The following is a 19,366-nucleotide window of genomic DNA, read 5'->3' as shown; positions in this document are numbered from 1 at the left end:
ATGGGTGCCGGAACCGATCTGGGCCGCGTTCGCGGGTTGGGGGCGGCGAAGGACGGCGTCCATCACTGGTGGCTGCAGCGGGTGACCGCGGTGGCGAACATCGTGTTGATGCTGTGGTTCATTTACTCGCTCGTGGCGTTGCCATCGCTTGATTATTCGAGCGTCACGGCGTGGCTGCGGCAGCCTGTCGCTGCGGTGCCAATGCTGCTGCTCATCGTCTCGGTATTCTGGCATTTCCGCCTGGGTGTGCAGGTCTTCATCGAAGACTATGTGCATGGCCGGTTGCGCATATTGGCGATGCTGGCATTGAATTTTTACGCGTTGGCGGGCGGTGCGGCGGCGGTTTTCGCCGTGCTCAAGATCGCGCTTGGAGCAGCTTAGATGGCGGCGAGTTACCAGATTATCGATCATGTCTATGATGCCGTGGTGGTTGGCGCCGGTGGGTCGGGGCTCAGGGCTGCGATGGGCATCGCCGAGGCCGGGTTGAAGACGGCGTGCATTACCAAGGTGTTTCCGACGCGGTCGCACACCGTGGCGGCGCAGGGCGGGATCGCCGCGTCGCTGGGCAACATGGGGCCCGACCATTGGACGTGGCACATGTACGACACCGTCAAGGGGTCGGACTGGCTTGGCGACCAGGATGCGATCGAATATCTGTGCCGCGAGGCACCGGCGGCGGTTTACGAGCTCGAGCATTTCGGGGTGCCGTTTTCTCGGACCGAAGCGGGGCGGATATACCAGCGGCCGTTCGGCGGCATGATGCAGAATATGGGGGCTGGGCCACCGGCGCAGCGGACGTGTGCCGCGGCTGATCGGACCGGCCATGCCATGCTGCACGCGCTTTACCAACAGAGCCTGAAGTATGCGACGGACTTTTATATCGAATATTTCGCGATCGACCTGATCATGGTCGATGGCGAGTGCCGAGGCGTAATCGCGATCAACATGGACGACGGCTCGATCCACCGGTTTCGCAGCCACAAGACGGTGCTGGCGACCGGCGGATATGGGCGCTGCTATTTCTCGGCAACGTCGGCGCATACCTCAACGGGCGATGGCGGCGGCATGGCGATCCGGGCGGGTGTGGCGATGCAGGACATGGAGTTCGTGCAGTTCCATCCGACCGGGATTTATGGCGCGGGCGTGCTGATCACCGAGGGTGCGCGCGGCGAGGGCGGTTACCTGACCAACGCCAGCGGCGAGCGTTTCATGGAGCGTTATGCGCCATCGGCGAAGGACCTGGCATCGCGCGACGTGGTTAGCCGGTCGATGGCGATGGAAATGCGCGAGGGCCGCGGCGTCGGCAAGGAGGGGGATCATATCAACCTCCACCTCAACCATATCGATCCGGCGGTGCTGCACGAGCGGTTGCCGGGGATTTCGGAGACGGCGAAAGTTTTTGCCGGGGTTGATGTGACGCGTGAGCCGATCCCGGTAACCCCCACGGTTCATTATAATATGGGCGGCATTCCGACCAATTATCATGGCGAAGTGGTGACGTTGAAGAATGGCGATCCGGATGCGGTGGTGCCGGGCCTGTTTGCGGTCGGTGAGGCGGCGTGCGTCTCGGTGCATGGGGCGAACCGGCTTGGGTCGAATTCGCTGATCGATCTGGTGGTGTTCGGGCGCGCGACGGCGCACCGGATCGGCGAGACGTTGAAGCCGGGGACGCCGCATGCGGTGGTGAACTCGGTTGCCGATGATTTTGCGATTGGGCGGCTCGACGGGTTCCGGCATTCCAAGGGTGCTTCGGGGACGGCGGAAATCCGGTTGGCGATGCAGAAGACGATGCAGACCAATGCGGCGGTGTTCCGGACTGCCGAAGTGCTGGAAGAAGGTACACACAAGATCGACGCTGTTTACCAGCGGATGGCGGATATCGGCATCCAGGATCGGTCATTGGTGTTCAACACCGATTTGATCGAGACGCTCGAACTCGACAACATGGTCGGGCAGGCAGTGCTGACGATACATATTGCGAAGGCGCGGCACGAGAGCCGCGGCGCGCATATGCATGAGGATTATCCGAACCGCGACGACGAGAATTTCATGAAGCATTCGCTGGGCTGGTTCCGCGATGGCGGTGTCGAATTGGCGCAGCGACCGGTGCACGCCTATACGCTGACCGACGAGATCGAGTATATCAAGCCGAAGGCGCGGGTTTACTGATAAATGTCTAGATGGACCAACTTGGACCGAGACATGAAGGTGACGGCCGGCTCGCGATTCAACGCTGCATCTCGATTAAAACGCAAAGACCAGTACGCAAGTATTCTTCAGGCTGTTATATCGGCGATTTTAATTTGTCTATCCATTTCTAGCTTCGTTTTTCAGATTGCTCAGGAATATTCAAAAGTCGTCGGGTTCTTTTCGATAGTGGCGTCAATATTTCTTCTTGTCGTCAGCATGCGACACTTTTCAAATAACGATGCAGTCAACGCTTAGCAAATGCATCGTTGTGCCCTCGATATTAATGAGTTGAGACGGGAAGGTAATGCGCTTCTGCTGGAGCAAGCCGATAAAGACGCGCCAGATTTTGTGCGTCGTTATAGCTCAGTTCTTCAGAAATGGAGTATTAACCACTCAGAATCCGACTTTCTGAAGTACAAATACGAACATCGGTGGGAGTTTGAGGATCTGAGAGACCTTAGCGATGTAGGCCTATGGACGCAAAAAGCTCGTCTAGCCGTCAACAAATTTGGATGGGGCGGCCTCTCTAATGCTGCCGCAGTAGGTGGTCTTTTAGGGGCAATCTTGTCGCTTTTTTCTTTGGTACTGCAATGAGGCTGAGTGAAAATGGCTGAATTTTCCCTTCCCGCGAACAGCAAGATTTCTTCGGCTGGCAAGCGGTATCCGGCGCCGGCGGGTGCGAAGAATGTGCGGGCGTTCAAGATTTATCGGTGGAATCCCGATGATGGCGCGAACCCGCGGTACGACACGTATGAGATCGATCTCGACGAGACCGGGCCGATGGTTCTCGATGCGCTGATCAAGATCAAGTCGCAGGTCGATTCGACGCTCACGTTCCGGCGGTCGTGCCGGGAGGGGATTTGCGGGTCGTGCTCGATGAATATCGACGGGACCAATACGCTGGCGTGCACCAAGGCGATTGCCGACATGGACGGCGAAGTGCGGATTTTGCCGCTGCCGCACATGGAAGTCATCAAGGACCTGGTGCCTGACTTCAAGCATTTCTATGCGCAATATGCGTCGATCAAGCCGTGGTTGCAGACGGTTACGCCGAACCCTTCGGGTGAGGAGCGCATCCAGTCGGTCGAGGATCGCGGCAAGCTCGATGGGCTTTATGAGTGTATTCTTTGTGCTTGCTGCTCGACGGCTTGCCCTTCGTACTGGTGGAATAGCGACAAGTTCCTTGGGCCGGCGATTTTGTTGCAGGCTTATCGGTGGTTGGCGGATAGCCGGGATGAGATGACGGGGGAGCGGTTGGATGCGCTGGAGGATCCTTTCCGGCTTTATCGCTGTCATACGATCATGAATTGCTCGAATGTTTGCCCCAAGGGGTTGAACCCGGCGAAAGCGATCGCCGAGATCAAGATCATGATGCTGGAGCGAGCGGGCTGAACCGATCGCATCGCGATCGGACTTGACTCGGGGGAGCAACTGGACGGCGGGGCGGCACGGGCGAAGCGCGCTGAATCCGTCCGACGGCGTGGCTTTGCCACGACCCTTGGCTTGGCTTTATTGCCGTCGTCTTGATCTTCCATCCTTGCGGCGAGGCTGGATGCCAGCCTTCGCTGGCATGACAGTTTGGGAGACAATGGGTCCTTGTCTGGGTAGCGGGGATTAGAAGCTGGGCCCGGGTCGAGCCCGGGACGACAGGTTTGGCGAGGGTAATCCTGAGCCGCTTCGCCTTGACGCGCTTTGCTGCGGCGCACTATCCACTGCCGGATGGCACGTGAACATATTACCGACGGACCCAATGCAGGCTGGACACGGTGGCGGCGTGATCCGGATGGGCGCTTTGCGTCTTTGCTGGGGGATTTTTACTTTCGCGAGGGGGAAACGAGCGGCGTCGAGTGCAAGATGGAGACCGACCGGCGGCATTCGAACGGGCTCGGCTATATCCATGGTGGTTTTATCATGTCGTTTATCGACATGGCGATGTTCGCGTTTATTTTCCGGCAGTTGGAGAACCATGCTGCGGTGACGCTTAGCTGTGCGACGGATTTCCTCAGTGCCGGGATCGTCGGCAAGCCGATCGAGGCGACCGGGGAGATCCTTAAGGAAACCGGGAAGATGTTGTTCGTGCGCGGGCTGGTGACGCAGGATGGCGAGAATGTCGCTTCGTTCACCGGGACGATGCGGAAGATTGCGCGGCCGGGCCTGACGCTCGGGGCGGGGGCAACCGAACGGCCGCGGTCGACGCGGGTCGATTGATGCCGGTTACCGGCGTGCGCGCGGCTTACGATGCGCTGATTGCGGCGGGCGAGTTGCGGCCCGATGCGGCGCAGGCGATGGTGGCGGACCGGTTGCAGGCGTTGGCCGATGCTCTCGAGGCGCCCGCGCCGAAGCGGGGGTTTTTTGCCCGGTTGACGGGGACTGACGAGCCCGAGGCGCCGAAAGGGCTCTATATCTGGGGCGGGGTCGGGCGCGGCAAGTCGATGCTGATGGACCTGTTTTACGCGCATGTGGATGTCAGCCCGAAGCGGCGGGTGCATTTTCACGAGTTCATGCTTGAGGTGCATGCGGCGCTGCATGCGGCGCGCGAGGCGTCGGGGGACGATCCGATCCCGCGCGTGGCGGCGTTCCTGGCGGAGCGCTCGCGGTTGCTGGCGTTCGACGAGATGCAGGTCAAGGATATTGCCGATGCGGCGATCGTGTCGCGCTTGTTCACGGCGCTGTTCGAGGACGGGGTGACGGTGGTGGCGACGTCCAACCGCGCGCCGCAGGATTTGTACAAGGATGGGTTGAACAGGCAGTTGTTCCTCCCGTTCATCGCGCTGATCGAGGCGAAGACTGAGGTCATTTCCCTCGACGGACCGACCGATTACCGGATGGCGCGGATGGCGGGGGCCGAGACCTGGCATGTGCCGAACGGGCCCGAAGCGACGGCGGCGATGTCGGAGACGTTTTTCCGGATGACCGATTATCCAGTCGAGGACCGGGCCCGAGTGCCAACCGAGACGCTGGCTTTGCAAGGTGGGCGGACATTGCATGTGCCGAAATCTTTGAAGGGCGTTGCGGTGTTCTCGTTTGCGCGGTTGTGCAAGCAGCCGCTGGGGGCGGCGGATTATCTGGCGATCGCGCGGCGGTATCATACGGTGTTTTTGGTGGGCATTCCGGTGATGGGGCCGGAGAAGCGCAACGAGGCGGCGCGGTTCGTGACCCTGATCGACACGTTGTACGAACACAAGGTCAAGCTGGTGGCGGCGGCGGATGCCGAGCCGGCGGGGTTGTACCCGGCGGGGGACGGCGTGTTCGAGTTCGAGCGGACGGTTTCGCGGCTGATGGAGATGCAGTCGCTCGAATATATGGCGCTTGGACACGGCGAGGCCTGAGACTTTTGGCAATGCGGAGACCTCCCGGTTGCGCAGGTGCAGCATCGGGACTATCCGGACCCGGTCTTCAAACGACTCAACGAAGGACGAATTACTCCATGGCTCGCAACAAGATTGCGCTGATCGGCGCTGGCAACATCGGTGGGACGCTGGCGCACCTCGCCGCGGCCAAGGCATTGGGCGATATCGTCCTGTTCGATGTTGTCGAAGGTGTTCCGCAGGGCAAGGCGCTCGACCTGTCGCAATGCGGGCCGGTCGAAGGCTTCGATGTCGAGCTCAAGGGCACCAACGATTACGCCGATATCGCCGGCGCCGATGTGATCATCGTGACGGCGGGTATTGCGCGCAAGCCGGGCATGAGCCGCGACGATCTGCTCGGCATCAATCTGAAGGTGATGAAGGCCGTCGGCGAGGGCATCAAGGCCAACGCGCCCGGCGCATTCGTGATCTGCATCACCAATCCTTTGGATGCGATGGTCTGGGCGCTGCGCGAGTTTTCGGGGCTGCCGCACCATATGGTCGTCGGCATGGCGGGCGTTCTCGACAGCGCGCGCTTCCGCCATTTCCTGGCGGACGAGTTCAAGGTTTCGGTCAAGGACGTGACGGCGTTCGTCCTCGGCGGCCACGGCGACACGATGGTGCCTGTCGTCGAATATTCGACGGTTGCCGGTATTCCGATCCCCGATTTGATCAAGATGGGCTGGACGACCAGGGAGCGTATCGACGCCATCGTGCAGCGGACGCGTTCGGGCGGCGGCGAGATCGTTGGCCTGCTCAAGACCGGTTCGGCATTCTATGCGCCGGCGACCAGCGGCATCGCGATGGCCGAGGCGTTCCTTTACGACCAGAAGCGGGTCATCCCGTGCGCGGTGAACCTGACGGGCCAGTACGGCGTCAACGACCTTTATGTCGGCGTGCCGTGCGTGATCGGTGCCGGCGGCGTCGAGAAGATCGTCGAGATCGAACTGACTGCCGAAGCGCAGGCCAATTTCACCGTTTCGGTCGATGCGGTGAAAGAATTGCTAGCGGCCTGCCGGGCGATCGATGGGAGCCTGGCATAGTGCCAGACGGCTCAGATGCACCGATGATCACGGCGCGCACCGATTGGTCGCGTGCCGAGATCGCTGACCTGTTCGATCTGCCGTTTGCCGATCTGGTTTTCCGGGCGCAGACGATCCACCGGCGGAACTTCGACCCAAACAAGGTGCAGAAGTCGCAATTGCTGTCGATCAAGACCGGCGGCTGCCCCGAGGATTGCGGGTATTGCGCGCAGTCGGTCAGCTTCAAGACCGGGGTCAAGGCCGACAAGTTGATGGCGGCCGCTGATGTGATCGCCGAGGCGCGGTTGGCGCAGGCCGGCGGGGCGACGCGGTTCTGCATGGGCGCGGCGTGGAAAAACCCCAAGGATCGCGACATGGCGGCGCTCGCCGAGATGGTCGCCGGGGTGCGGGCGCTTGGGCTCGAGACGTGCATGACTTTGGGCATGCTCAGCCCGACGCAGACTGCGGCGCTGGCCGATGCCGGGCTGGATTATTACAACCATAATATCGATACTTCGCCCGAATATTACGCGCAGATCGTGACGACGCGGACGCATGACGACCGGCTCGATACGGTTTCGCAGGTGCGCGCGGCAGGTATCGGCGTGTGCTGCGGCGGTATCATCGGCATGGGGGAAAGCCGCGCCGACCGGATCGGGTTGATCGCCGTGCTCGCGACGATGCCGGTGCATCCGGGCAGCGTGCCGATCAACGGCTTGGTGCCGATTGCCGGCACGCCGCTGGGTGACGCGATCCTGTCGGGTGCGGCGCCGGCGATCGATGGCATCGAGTTCGTGCGGACGGTGGCGGTCGCACGCATCACCATGCCGCAATCGATGGTTCGCCTGTCGGCCGGGCGCGAGGCGATGAGCGACGAAACCCAGGCGCTGTGCTTTTTGGCGGGCGCCAATTCGATCTTTGTCGGGGACAGGTTGCTGACCACCAGCAACCCGGGCCGCGACCGCGATACGCTGTTGTTTGAAAAACTCGGGCTCATCCCGATGGAGGCATATGCATGAGTGTGGCTGAACTTCGCCCTCGGCATTTTAGTGTCGCCACTGGTTCGCCCACGTGATGCGTAGTGGAGCCATTCGTGCGGTTGTTTTCGCATCTGCATGCTTGCTCCTGTCGAGCTGTGCAACTCAGCCAGCTCCCGCCGATTACGGCGATATGCCGGGTTTCTGGCTGGGCATGATTCACGGCTTCTTGATGCCGTTCTCTTTCATTGCCTCGTTCTTTTCGGACGTCAGAATCTATGCCTTTCCGAATAATGGCGGTTGGTATGATTTCGGATTTGTCTTGGGTGTTTTTGTAATCGGAGGCGGTGGCGCAGCCGCAGGTAGATAGGTAAGGATCACAAGCGTATGAACATTCATGAGTACCAGGCGAAGGAAGTCCTCGCCAAGTTCGGCGTGCCGGTGCCGGCGGGCTTTGCAGCGCTGACGGTCGAGGAGGCTGTTGCGGCGGCGGGCAAGCTGCCGGGGCCATTGTACGTGGTGAAGGCGCAGATCCACGCCGGTGGACGCGGCAAGGGCAAGTTCACCGAGTTGCCGGCAGACGCTAAGGGTGGTGTCCGGTTGGCGCGTTCGGCCGATGACGTGCGCGCCGCGGCGACCGACATGCTCGGCAACACGCTGGTGACGATCCAGACCGGGCCGCACGGCAAGCAGGTCAACCGACTGTACGTTACCGATGGTGTCGATATTGCCAAGGAATTCTACCTGGCGATGTTGGTGGATCGCGCTTCGGGGCGGATCGCGCTGGTGGTTTCGACCGAGGGCGGCATGGATATCGAGGCAGTCGCGCATGACACGCCCGAGAAGATCGAGACCCTGACGATTGACCCGGCGACCGGCATCATGCCGCATCATGGTCGCGCGGTTGCGGCCGTGCTCGGGCTGACCGGCGACCTCGCCAAACAGTGCGAGAATGTCGTTGCCAAGCTGTACGCGGCGTTCATCGGCACCGACGCGTCGCAGATGGAGATCAACCCGCTGGCGGTTACCGACGATGGCCGGTTGCTGGTGCTCGATGCCAAGGTCGGGTTTGACCCGAATGCGCTGTATCGCCATCCGGATCTCGTCGAGCTGCGCGATCTGACCGAGGAAGATCCGGCGGAGGTCGAAGCTTCGAAGTACGACCTGGCGTTTATCAAGCTCGATGGAACGATCGGCTGCCTCGTCAATGGTGCCGGTCTCGCGATGGCGACGATGGACATCATCAAGTTGAACGGCGCCGAGCCGGCCAACTTCCTCGATGTTGGCGGCGGCGCCGACAAGGAGAAGGTGACCAATGCGTTCAAGCTGATCCTCAAGGATCCAGCGGTGAAGGGCATTTTGGTCAACATCTTCGGCGGGATCATGCGCTGCGATATCATCGCGGAAGGCATTATCGCCGCGGCGAAGGAAGTGAATTTGTCGGTGCCGCTGGTGGTCCGGCTGGAAGGGACCAACGTCGAATTGGGCAAGCAGATCCTTGCCGATTCCGGCCTGCCGATCATTTCCGGCGATAACCTTGGTGATGCCGCGGCGAAGATCGTCGCTGCTGTGAAGAAGGCTGCCTGATGTCGATTCTCGTCAACAAGAATACCCGCGTCATCACGCAGGGCTTTACCGGCAAGCAGGGCACGTTCCACACCGAAGCCTCGATTGCCTATGGCACGCAGGTCGTCGGCGGGACGGCGCCGGGCAAGGGTGGGCAGGTCCATCTGGGACTGCCGGTTTTCGACACCGTCCACCAGGCGCGGGCAGCGACGAATTGTGACGCATCGGTAGTCTATGTGCCGCCTCCGGGCGCTGCGGACGCGATCCTCGAGGCGATCGATGCCGAAGTGCCGCTGATCATCTGCATCACCGAGGGCATTCCGGTGCTCGACATGGTCAAGGTCAAGCGGGCGCTGGTCGGTTCGAAGTCGCGGCTGATCGGGCCGAATTGCCCGGGCGTGCTGACGCCGGGCGAGTGCAAGATCGGCATCATGCCGGGCAATATCTTTTCCAAGGGCTCGGTCGGCGTCGTTTCGCGCTCGGGCACGCTGACCTATGAGGCTGTTCACCAGACGACGGCGGTCGGGCTTGGCCAGACGACGGCTGTCGGCATCGGCGGCGATCCGGTCAACGGAACGAACTTCATCGATATGCTGGAGCTGTTCCTGGCCGATGACGCGACGACGTCGATCATCATGATCGGCGAAATAGGCGGTTCGGCCGAGGAAGAAGCGGCGCAGTTCATCCAGGACGAAGCGCGCCGTGGCCGCAAGAAGCCGATGGTCGGCTTCATCGCCGGGACGACGGCGCCTCCCGGGCGTCGCATGGGGCATGCCGGCGCGATCGTGTCGGGCGGCAAGGGCGATGCGGCATCGAAAATGGCAGCGATGGAAGCCGCCGGCATCCGCGTGTCGCCGTCGCCGTCGATGCTGGGCACGACGCTGATCGAAGTGCTCAAGGGGTAGGATTCATCGCCCAGGCGCGTATTGCCGTAAACATGGCAGCCATGCGCGTTGAGGCAATGACTTGCTGCGCGCCGGGGGCTACACCCTTTGCGTCAAGAAGGACGTGCGGAAATGGACTATGAAGCGCTGCTGCCCACCGCCGACGATCGTGCGGGGCCTTCATGGGCGCGGAACGACTGGCCGCTGGCGCCTGTCGATGCGCTGACCAAGGGGCTGGATGCTGCCGACATGATCGTCGAGGCACCGGCGAAGGTTGCGGCCAAGGCCGTCGAGAAGGCCGTTGCTGCGGGGGCTACGCCCGATGCGATCGCGCAGGCGGCGCAGGATTCGATCTCGGCGCTGATGCTGATCCGGACGTACCGGGTGCGCGGGCATCTGGCCGCCAATCTCGATCCGCTCGGGCTGTCGACGCGCGACTTGCCGGCTGATTTGACGCCTGAATATCACGGCTTTTCCGAGACCGATCTTGATCGTCCGGTCCATGTCGGCGGGGCGCTCGGCCTGCAGACGGCGACCATTCGGGAACTGGTGACGATCCTGCGGGCGAATTACTGCGGCAATGTCGGTGTGGAATATATGCACATCAACGACGTCGAGGAGCGGCGCTTCATCCAGGACAAGATCGAAGGCCGCGACAAGGAAATCCAGTTCAGCGACAATGGCAAGAAAGCCATCCTGACCAAGCTGGTCGAGGCGGAATATTTCGAGCGTTTCCTGGGGCGGAAGTATGTCGGGACGAAGCGGTTCGGGCTCGACGGTGCCGAGGCGATGATCCCGGCGATGGAATCGATCATCAAGGTCGGCGGCCAGCTCGGGATTACCGAGATCGTTTTCGGCATGCCGCATCGCGGACGGTTGAACATGCTCGGCAACGTCATGCAGAAGCCGTTCCGGATCATATTTCATGAATTCGGCGGCGGCTCGGCGAACCCCGACGATGTCGGTGGGTCGGGCGATGTAAAGTATCACCTGGGGACGTCGACCGACCGGGTGTTCGACGACAACAAGGTGCATCTGTCGCTGGCGCCGAACCCGTCGCATCTGGAAGCGGTCGATCCGGTGGTGCTCGGCAAGGTGCGGGCGGTCCAGACGATGTCGGGCGATGTCGAACATGGCCGGTCGATGCCTGTGCTGCTGCACGGCGACGCGGCCTTTGCGGGGCAGGGCATCGTTGCCGAATGCTTCGGGTTTTCGGGCCTGAACGGGTATAATACCGGCGGCACGATCCATTTTATCGTCAACAACCAGGTTGGATTCACCACGAGCCCGCAGTTCGCGCGGTCGTCGCCATATCCGTCGGATGTTGCCAAGATCGTCCAGGCGCCGATCTTCCATTGCAACGGCGACGATCCCGAGGCGGTGACCTTTGCGACCAAGGTGGCGACCGAGTTCCGCCAGCAATTCAAGCGCGACGTCGTTATCGACATGTGGTGCTATCGCCGGTTCGGACACAACGAGAGCGACGAGCCGAGTTTCACCCAGCCGTTGATGTACGCCCAGATCGGCAAGCAGAAGCCGGTGAGTGAGTTGTATGCCGAGCGGCTGGTGCGCGAGAAGGTTATCGACGAGGCGTTTTTGCAGGGCGCGATCGACCAGTATACAGCGATGCTCGAGGCCGATTTCGAAGCAGCCGCCGGGTTCAAGGCGAACAAGGCCGACTGGTTCGAGGGACGCTGGTCGGGACTGGGCAAGCCCAAGGAGCAGATCAGCGAGCGGCGCGCGGCGAATACCGGGGTTGAAGCCGGGGAACTGGCGGCGATCGGCCGGACGCTGACGACGGTGCCGGTGGGTTTCAATATTCATAAGACCTTGCAGCGGATTCTTGATGCCAAGGCTGAGACGCTCAACACCGGGGCGAATATCGATTGGGCGACAGCGGAGGCGCTGGCGTTCGGGTCGCTGCTCAAGGACGGTTACGGCGTGCGCCTGTCCGGCCAGGATTCGGGGCGCGGGACGTTCAGCCAGCGGCATTCGGTGTGGACCGACCAGCGCGACGGCCACCGTGTCGTGCCGCTGAAATCGGTCGGCGAGAATTTCGAGGTGCTCGACAGTCCATTGTCGGAATTCGGCGTGCTCGGGTTTGAGTATGGATATGCGATCGCCGACCCCAAGACACTGGTGCTGTGGGAGGGGCAGTTCGGCGACTTCGTCAACGGCGCGCAGACGATCATCGACCAGTTTATCGCGTCGGGTGAAATCAAGTGGTTGCGGGCCAATGGTTTGGTGATGTTGCTGCCGCACGGTTACGAGGGGCAGGGGCCGGAACATAGTTCGGGGCGGATGGAGCGGTTCCTCCAGCTTTGCGCCGAGGACAATCTCCAGGTGGCCAATGCGACGACGCCGGCGAACTATTTCCACTTGCTGCGCCGGCAGATGCTACGCGATTTCCGCAAGCCGTTGATCGTCTTCACGCCGAAGTCGCTGCTGCGCCACAAGCGGGCTGTGTCGACGATTGCCGACATGGCGGCGGGGACGAGTTTTCACCGTTGCCTCGACGATCTGGCGCCGTGCGATCCAGCGAAGATCCGCCGGCTCGTGCTGTGCACCGGCAAGGTTTATTACGACCTGCTCGAGGCGCGTGAGAAGACCGGCCGCGACGATGTCTATCTGCTGCGCGTGGAACAGCTTTATCCGTTCCCGGCGGCGATTATTGCCGAATATGCGGCGCGCTTTGCGGGGCTCGAGGAGATCGTTTGGGCGCAGGAAGAACCGGCGAATGCCGGTGCCTGGACGTTCGTGGGGCCGCTGATCGAGCAGGCGCTGGGGCAGCGGCCGCTTTATGCCGGGCGCGCGGCGGCGGCGGCGACCGCGACGGGGTTGATGCGGCGGCACAATGCCGAGCAGGCCAAGCTGATCGCCGAGGCGCTGGGCTCGAGTCGCGCCGAAGTTACGGCTGCCATTCGCGGCGGCCTCAAATCAATGCAGAATGCAGGATAATATAATGGCAACCGACGTCATCATCCCGGCGCTTGGCGAATCGATCACCGAGGCAACGGTTGGCCAATGGCTGAAACAGCCCGGCGAGGCAGTGGCGGCCGACGAGCCCATCGTGTCGCTCGAGACCGACAAGGTGGCGGTCGAAGTGCCGTCGCCGGTGGCGGGCACGATGGGGGCGCAGCTGTTCAAGGTTGGTGATACCGTTGCGGTTGGGGCGCGGTTGGCGACTATCGAAGCGGCGAACGCTGGCGGCGCGGCGGTGAAGGTCGAGAAGAGCGGGACCGAGGCTGCGGCTGCTGCAGCGGCACCGACGCCGGTGGCTGCGGCGGAAAAGGCGGCTGAGGCTGCGGCCCCGGCTTCTGCGCCGGCTCCGGCAGCGACGCCCCAGGCTGCGGCTCCGGCTGCGGGAGTTTCGGCGCCTCTCGATGCTATGGGCCCGGCGGTGCGGACGCTGATCGATACGTATAACCTCGATGTTGCGAGCATTCCGGCGACGGGGCGTGATGGCCGGTTGACCAAGGGTGATGTGCTGGCGGCGATCGAAGCGGGGACGGCCAAGGTCAAGGCGTCTGCGGCGGTCGCAGCGGCACCAGCAGCTTCGGAGCGGCGCGAGGAGCGGGTGCGGATGACGCGGTTGCGCCAGACGATCGCACGGCGGTTGAAGGAAGCGCAGAATACCGCGGCGATGCTGACGACGTTCAACGACGTCGACATGACCGCGGTGATGGCGGCTCGCGTCAAGTACAAGGATCTGTTCGAGAAGAAGCACGGCGTACGGCTTGGCTTTATGTCGTTCTTTTCGCAGGCGGTTGTGCTGGCGCTCCGCGACGTACCGGCGGTCGGCGCTTCGCTCGAGGGCGAGGAAATCGTGTATCGCAACTATGCCGATCTCGGCATCGCGGTGTCGTCGCCGGGCGGACTTGTTGTTCCGGTCCTTCGCAACGCCGACAAGTTGAGCTTTGCCCAGACCGAGAAGGCGATCGGCGATTTCGGCAAGCGGGCACAGGCCGGCAAGCTGACCATCGACGAGCTGCAGGGCGGCAACTTCACCATTTCCAACGGCGGCGTGTTCGGCTCGCTGATGTCGACGCCGATCCTCAATACGCCGCAATCGGGCGTGCTCGGGTTGCACCGGATCGAGGATCGCCCAGTAGCGCGCGATGGCCAAGTGGTGATCCGGCCGATGATGTACCTGGCGCTGTCGTACGATCACCGGATCGTCGATGGGCGCGAGGCGGTGACCTTCCTCGTCCGCGTGAAGGAAGCCATCGAGGATCCGGCGCGGTTGCTGATCGATCTCTGAGCGCTGGCGACTGATTGACGTGCTGGGCCATGCCCGGCACTGGTTGACGTGCCGGGCCGTGCCCGGCCAGGAGAGTGAATATGGCAGACCCTGAATTCGATGTCGTTGTCATTGGCTCGGGTCCCGGCGGCTATGTCGCGGCGATCCGCGCGGCGCAACACGGCCTGAAGGTCGCTTGCGTCGAGAAGCGTGCCAGCTTGGGCGGGACGTGCCTCAATGTCGGGTGCATTCCGTCGAAGGCGCTGCTGCACGGATCGGAATTCTATGAGGAGGCGCAATCCGGCGCGTTGGCCAAGTTTGGCGTCAAGCTGGGATCGGTCGAGCTCGATTTGCCGGCGCTGCTGAATGAGAAGGACAAGGCGGTCAAGGAGTTGACCGACGGCGTTGCGTTCCTGTTCAAGAAGAACAAGGTCGAATGGGTGAAGGGCGAGGCGCGGTTTGCGTCGCCGAAATCGATCACTGTCGGCGAGCGGACGATCACGGCAAAGAACTTCATCATCGCGACGGGGTCCGAAGTGGCGCTGCTGCCGGGGATGACGCCGGATGGCGAGGTTATCGTCACGTCGACAGAGGCGCTGTCGTTGACGAAGGTGCCCGGGCACCTGGTGGTGATCGGCGGCGGGTACATCGGGCTCGAGATGGGTTCGGTGTGGCGGCGGCTCGGGGCGAAGGTGACCGTTGTTGAATATGCCGAGCGGATCGTGCCGGCGATGGACGTCGAGGTTGCCAACGCCTTTGCGAAGGTGTTGACCAAGCAGGGGTTTGCGATCCGGACTTCGACCAAGGTCACGGGTGTTGTCCGCTCGGGTGCGGGCGCGACCGTGACTGTCGAACCGGCTGCCGGCGGGGCGTCGGAGGAGATCGCCGCCGATGTTGTGTTGCTGTCGATCGGGCGCCGGCCGAATACCGACGGGTTGAACATCGAGGCGACCGGGCTGGTGCTCGATCGCGGTCGGATCATGGTCGGGCATGATTTTTCGACGCCGGTGGCGGGCATCTGGGCGATCGGCGACGTGGTGCCGGGACCGATGCTGGCACACAAGGCCGAGGACGAGGGCATTGCCTGTGCCGACAATATCGCCGGGCTGACGGGTTATGTGAACCATGACGTCATTCCGGCCGTGGTCTATACGCATCCCGAGGTCGCGACCGTCGGCAAGTCAGAGGAAGAGCTGAAAGCGGCGGGCATTGCGTACAAGTCGGGCAAGTTCCCGTTTGCGGGGAACAGCCGTTCCAAGGCCAATCGCGATACCGAAGGTTTCGTGAAGGTGCTGGCGGATGCCACGACCGACCGTGTCCTGGGTGTGCACATCATCGGCGCGATGGCGGGAACGATGATTGCCGAAGCGGCGATAGCGATGGAGTTCGGTGCGTCGAGCGAGGATATCGCGATGACCTGCCACGCGCATCCGACGCATCCCGAGGCGCTGAAGGAAGCGGCGATGGCGGTGACGGGCAAGCCGATCCACATTTGACCTGATGTGATCGATACCGCGCCGATCGATGCGATCCGGCCGCTGCTGTCATGGCTCGATATGGCCGGCGTGGCGGTGTTCGCGGTTTCGGGGGCGCTGGCAGCGGCGCGGGCGAAGCAGACGATCGTGACGTTTGCATTCTTTGCGGCGATCACGGGGATCGGCGGCGGGACGCTGCGCGATTTGCTGATTGGCGCGCCGGTGTTCTGGGTGGGACGGTCGGATTATCTGGCGGTTTGCCTGATCGCGGCGGCGGCGGTGTGGGTGCTTCGCGCCGATCGGTGGAAGCTGGCGTCGTTATTGTGGTTCGATGCGATCGGGATGGCGGCGTATGCGGTGATTGGCGCGGCCAAGGCGCATAGCCTGGGGGTGCCGCCGCTGCCGAGCATTGTCATGGGCGTGCTGACTGCGAGTTTCGGCGGGATTATTCGCGACGTGCTGGCGGGGGTACCTTCGATTCTGCTTCGGCGCGAGATCTATGTGTCGGCGGCGGCGCTGGGGTCGGCGAGTTATATCGTGCTGGTCGAGCTCGGAGCGGATAGTTTTGTGGCGGGCGGGATTGGTTTTGCCGCGGGGTTCGGGCTGCGGGCGCTGGCGATCGGGCGCGGGCTGGCTTTGCCGGGGTATCGTGACGGCGGCGATTGATTGCGTCGGGTTCCATTGAAACGATGCTCAGCGGCGCAGAGAAGCAACTGGGTCCCGAGTCAAGCCCCGGATGACAGATGAAGCGCGATCGTGCTGGGTGATCAGGCGAGGAAGAGCGGCAGGACGAGGCCGATGACGATGCCGAGTTGCAGGCCGAACAGGATGGCGAAGCGGTTGGCGAATGGCTGTTCGTCCTTGAGATGATCGAAGCGCTGCTGGGCAATGAGGGTGCCGAGGGCGCCGCCGAAGAATACGAGGGTCAGCAGGTGGGTGGGGGCGATACGGCCCTGCCCGGAATTGACGCGCTTTTTGTCGTTGGCGATGGCCCAATAGGCCGCAAGGTTGACGACGATGAGGAAGAGCGGAACCCAGCGCCAGAGGACCGGCATTGTCGACCAGCTCAATGGAGCCTTGACCGTGGTGCCTGGCGTTTTGGGCAAGGGGGCGAGGCAGTTGAGCGGCGACTGGCGTTCGATGGCGAGGCCCGCATCGCGCATCGCGCAGGCCAGGTCGACCGCGTCGGTGGTACAACGTAGCCCGGCGACGCCGCCGGTATCGTTGTTGACAGTGGTGCATTGGACGGCCTTGCCGCGGGTCAAGCCGGCCAGATGATCGCGCGCGGCGATCGGGTCGCCGGGAACGCACGAGCGACCGGGGCGGCATTCTCCTTCCAGCCGGGGTGCGTCGATGCCGTAAAGCTGGGTGCTGGCGCCGCGATTGCCGTGGCGTCCGGCACATGCGATCTCGTCACCGTCGCGGTGGACGGGGTTGAGGCAAGCGAAGCTGGTAGCGGCGGCAAGGATCAGCAGGGGCATTCAGCAACCGCCAAAATTATGGAATCTGGATTAAGGAACCGGAAACGCAGGATGGTCAAGCAAAATTGGTACGGTTCCGATACATCAAGCTGCGAAATACATGATGCCGGCGACGACTCCGACCTGCAGGCCAGCAATCGCGAGCAGGCGCATGGCGAAGGGTTGCTTGCTGGTTTTATGACGCAGGCGTTGTTGGGCGGCGATGGCGCCGATGCTGCCGCCGAGAGCCGCCAGGCCCAGAAGGGTCGATTCGGGAATACGGCGGACGCGGTGCCTGCCGAATTGGGCGGCGCGGCGCTTGTCGATGGCGAAGGCGATATAGGCGACAAGGTTCATGGCAAGAAGATAGAGGGCGACGAAACGCCAGGGGACGTCGCGAAGCTGGGGGATGTCCTCGGGAACATAGGCAAGTTTGGTACCGGGTTCGTCGGGGACGGGACGGGCGGAGAGGACATGATCGGTGCGGCCGGGGCGCGTGGGTTCGCCGGTCGGTTCGGCGGCGGAATTGCCGAAGATGCCGGCGAGGCCGCCGCCGCAGTTGAGATTGCCATAGCGCTCGACCGCGTGGCCGGAGGCGATCATGGCGCAGCCGAGATCCTGGCCATCGGCTTCGCAGCTGACGATTTTTCGGCCGTAGTGGTCGGTATCGACCTGTTCGCAGCGCACGTTGCGGCCGCGGGTCAGGCCGGCGAGGGTGTTGCGGGCGGCATAGGGATCACCAGGCGTGCAATCCCGGCCGGGTCGGCACGCACCCGGCATTTCCGGGGCGTCGATGCCGTGAAGGCGCATCGAGCCTTGATCGCCGGCGCAGCGGATCGCGTCGCCGTCGTGATGCCGGGGATTGGCGCAGGCGAAACTGGCCGCTGCGATAAGGGTGAGGAGGGGCATCAGTCGAGGAAGGGATCCCGGACCAGGATGGTATCGTCGCGTTGGGGTGACGTCGAGACGAGGGCGACCGGGCATTCGGTCAGTTCTTCGATGCGGCGGATGTATTTGATCGCCTGCGCGGGAAGGTCGGCCCAGCGGCGGGCGCCGGCGGTGGATTCGGACCAGCCTTCGAAAGATTCATAGACCGGGACGACGCGCGCTTGTTCGGCGGCGTGGGCGGGGAAATGATCGAGGGGTTGGCCGTCGAGGGTGTAGCCGGTGCAGATCTGCAGCATGTCAAAGCCGTCGAGGACATCGAGCTTGGTCAGTGCCATGCCGGCGACCCCGGAGACGGCGATGGCTTGGCGAACGAGGACGGCATCGAACCAGCCGCAGCGGCGCTTGCGGCCGGTGACGGTGCCGAATTCATGGCCGCGCTGGCCGAGCTTTTCGCCGTCGGCGTTGTCCTGTTCGGTGGGGAAAGGGCCTGAGCCGACGCGGGTGGTGTAGGCCTTGACGATGCCGAGGACGTAACCGGTGGAATTGGCGCCCATGCCGCTGCCGGCCGCGGCCTGGCCGGCGACGACGTTCGACGAGGTGACGAACGGGTAGGTGCCGTGGTCGACATCGAGGAGGACGCCCTGCGCGCCTTCGAACAGGATGCGGCGGCGGTTGGCCTTGGCATCGCGGAGCGTGGTCCACACGGGTTTGACGAAGGGCAGCACCGAGGGGGCAATGTCGCGGAGCTGGACGATGAGTTCGTCGCGATCGACGGGGGGCATGCCGAAGCCGGTGCGCAGGGCATTGTGATGGGCGAGCAGGCGATCGAGCTGCGGCCCGATGTCGTCGAGATGGGCGAGATCGCAGACGCGCAAGGCCCGGCGACCAGCCTTGTCCTCGTATGCGGGGCCGATGCCGCGGCGGGTGGTGCCGATCTTGCCGGCACCGCTGGCGTCCTCGCGCGCGCCGTCGAGATCGCTGTGGAGCGGCAGGATCAGCGGGCATTGCTCGGAGACCTGAAGGTTTTCGGGCGTGATGTTGACGCCCATGCCGGAGATACGGGCGACTTCGTCGCGGAAGTGCCAGGGGTCGAAGACGACGCCGTTGCCGATGATCGACATGGTGCCGCGGACGATGCCGCTGGGCAACAGGCTGAGCTTGTAGACATTATCGCCGACGACGAGGGTATGGCCGGCGTTGTGGCCGCCCTGGAAGCGGACGACGACATCGGCGCGCTCGGAGAGCCAATCGACGATCTTGCCTTTGCCTTCATCGCCCCATTGGGCGCCGATGACGGTAACGTTGGGCATTGTATTC

Annotated in this window: 17 protein-coding genes and 1 pseudogene; 15 read left to right on the top strand and 3 right to left on the bottom strand. The window is 62.9% G+C overall.

Features of this window, described 5'->3' with window-relative positions; genetic code table 11:
- The 15 genes and pseudogenes from sdhD to IEW98_RS04675 all read left to right on the top strand — a co-directional run bounded on the left by sdhD (position 1) and on the right by IEW98_RS04675 (position 16,367).
- Complete coding sequence (gene sdhD, locus IEW98_RS04745; RefSeq protein WP_188761764.1) at positions 1 to 381, top strand: succinate dehydrogenase, hydrophobic membrane anchor protein; 381 nt, start codon at positions 1 to 3, stop codon at positions 379 to 381.
- The gene (gene sdhA / locus IEW98_RS04740) at positions 382 to 2,169 is read left to right on the top strand and encodes a succinate dehydrogenase flavoprotein subunit (RefSeq protein WP_188761763.1); all 1,788 of its coding nucleotides are present in this window, start codon (positions 382 to 384) and stop codon (positions 2,167 to 2,169) included.
- Positions 2,170 to 2,172: 3 nt separating this feature from the next.
- Positions 2,173 to 2,784: pseudogene (locus tag IEW98_RS16335) on the top strand (SLATT domain-containing protein).
- Positions 2,785 to 2,796: 12 nt separating this feature from the next.
- Entirely contained in the window at positions 2,797 to 3,582 is a 786-nt protein-coding gene (locus IEW98_RS04725) for a succinate dehydrogenase iron-sulfur subunit (protein WP_188761760.1), read from the top strand.
- Between the two features lie 327 nt (positions 3,583 to 3,909).
- Positions 3,910 to 4,398: a PaaI family thioesterase gene (locus tag IEW98_RS04720; RefSeq protein ID WP_188761759.1), complete on the top strand. Its 489-nt coding sequence runs from the start codon at positions 3,910 to 3,912 to the stop codon at positions 4,396 to 4,398.
- Positions 4,398 to 5,519: a cell division protein ZapE gene (gene zapE / locus IEW98_RS04715; protein WP_188761758.1), complete on the top strand. Its 1,122-nt coding sequence runs from the start codon at positions 4,398 to 4,400 to the stop codon at positions 5,517 to 5,519. Before IEW98_RS04720 ends, zapE begins: the two co-directional genes overlap by 1 nt.
- Positions 5,520 to 5,617: 98 nt before the next feature.
- The gene (mdh, locus tag IEW98_RS04710) at positions 5,618 to 6,580 is read left to right on the top strand and encodes a malate dehydrogenase (protein WP_188761757.1); all 963 of its coding nucleotides are present in this window, start codon (positions 5,618 to 5,620) and stop codon (positions 6,578 to 6,580) included.
- A 23-nt stretch (positions 6,581 to 6,603) separates the two neighbouring features.
- Positions 6,604 to 7,578, top strand: coding sequence for a biotin synthase BioB (gene bioB / locus IEW98_RS04705; protein WP_188761826.1), 975 nt, complete (start codon positions 6,604 to 6,606; stop codon positions 7,576 to 7,578).
- Between the two features lie 55 nt (positions 7,579 to 7,633).
- Positions 7,634 to 7,906, top strand: a complete 273-nt coding sequence (locus IEW98_RS16120; protein WP_207792499.1) for a hypothetical protein — start codon at positions 7,634 to 7,636, stop codon at positions 7,904 to 7,906.
- Positions 7,907 to 7,923: 17 nt separating this feature from the next.
- Complete coding sequence (gene sucC, locus IEW98_RS04700) at positions 7,924 to 9,123, top strand: ADP-forming succinate--CoA ligase subunit beta (protein WP_188761756.1); 1,200 nt, start codon at positions 7,924 to 7,926, stop codon at positions 9,121 to 9,123.
- Positions 9,123 to 10,007, top strand: a complete 885-nt coding sequence (gene sucD / locus IEW98_RS04695) for a succinate--CoA ligase subunit alpha (protein ID WP_188761755.1) — start codon at positions 9,123 to 9,125, stop codon at positions 10,005 to 10,007. Before sucC ends, sucD begins: the two co-directional genes overlap by 1 nt.
- Positions 10,008 to 10,118: 111 nt before the next feature.
- The gene (locus IEW98_RS04690; RefSeq protein ID WP_188761754.1) at positions 10,119 to 12,944 is read left to right on the top strand and encodes a 2-oxoglutarate dehydrogenase E1 component; all 2,826 of its coding nucleotides are present in this window, start codon (positions 10,119 to 10,121) and stop codon (positions 12,942 to 12,944) included.
- Between the two features lie 4 nt (positions 12,945 to 12,948).
- Positions 12,949 to 14,247 carry a 2-oxoglutarate dehydrogenase complex dihydrolipoyllysine-residue succinyltransferase gene (gene odhB, locus IEW98_RS04685; RefSeq protein WP_188761753.1) on the top strand — a complete coding sequence of 433 codons (1,299 nt, stop codon included), beginning with the start codon at positions 12,949 to 12,951 and terminating at the stop codon, positions 14,245 to 14,247.
- 80 nt (positions 14,248 to 14,327) lie between these two features.
- The gene (lpdA, locus tag IEW98_RS04680) at positions 14,328 to 15,722 is read left to right on the top strand and encodes a dihydrolipoyl dehydrogenase (protein WP_188761752.1); all 1,395 of its coding nucleotides are present in this window, start codon (positions 14,328 to 14,330) and stop codon (positions 15,720 to 15,722) included.
- A 60-nt stretch (positions 15,723 to 15,782) separates the two neighbouring features.
- Entirely contained in the window at positions 15,783 to 16,367 is a 585-nt protein-coding gene (locus IEW98_RS04675; protein WP_188761825.1) for a trimeric intracellular cation channel family protein, read from the top strand.
- Between the two features lie 101 nt (positions 16,368 to 16,468).
- Here IEW98_RS04675 and IEW98_RS04670 read toward each other — a convergent pair whose 3' ends face one another.
- The 3 genes from IEW98_RS04670 to IEW98_RS04660 all read right to left on the bottom strand — a co-directional run bounded on the left by IEW98_RS04670 (position 16,469) and on the right by IEW98_RS04660 (position 19,359).
- Complete coding sequence (locus IEW98_RS04670; protein ID WP_188761751.1) at positions 16,469 to 17,182, bottom strand: DUF1294 domain-containing protein; 714 nt, start codon at positions 17,180 to 17,182, stop codon at positions 16,469 to 16,471.
- An 84-nt stretch (positions 17,183 to 17,266) separates the two neighbouring features.
- Positions 17,267 to 18,070: a DUF1294 domain-containing protein gene (locus tag IEW98_RS04665; RefSeq protein WP_188761750.1), complete on the bottom strand. Its 804-nt coding sequence runs from the start codon at positions 18,068 to 18,070 to the stop codon at positions 17,267 to 17,269.
- Entirely contained in the window at positions 18,070 to 19,359 is a 1,290-nt protein-coding gene (locus tag IEW98_RS04660) for an adenylosuccinate synthase (protein WP_188761749.1), read from the bottom strand. Before IEW98_RS04660 ends, IEW98_RS04665 begins: the two co-directional genes overlap by 1 nt.
- Positions 19,360 to 19,366 lie beyond the last annotated feature (7 nt).

Origin of the sequence: Sandarakinorhabdus glacialis, from assembly GCF_014643455.1 — a bacterium.
In the GTDB taxonomy this organism is placed as follows: Bacteria; Pseudomonadota; Alphaproteobacteria; order Sphingomonadales; family Sphingomonadaceae; genus Sandarakinorhabdus; species Sandarakinorhabdus glacialis.
Note: the sequence above shows the minus strand (reverse complement) of the source record. Positions and strands in the feature narration are given on the sequence as shown.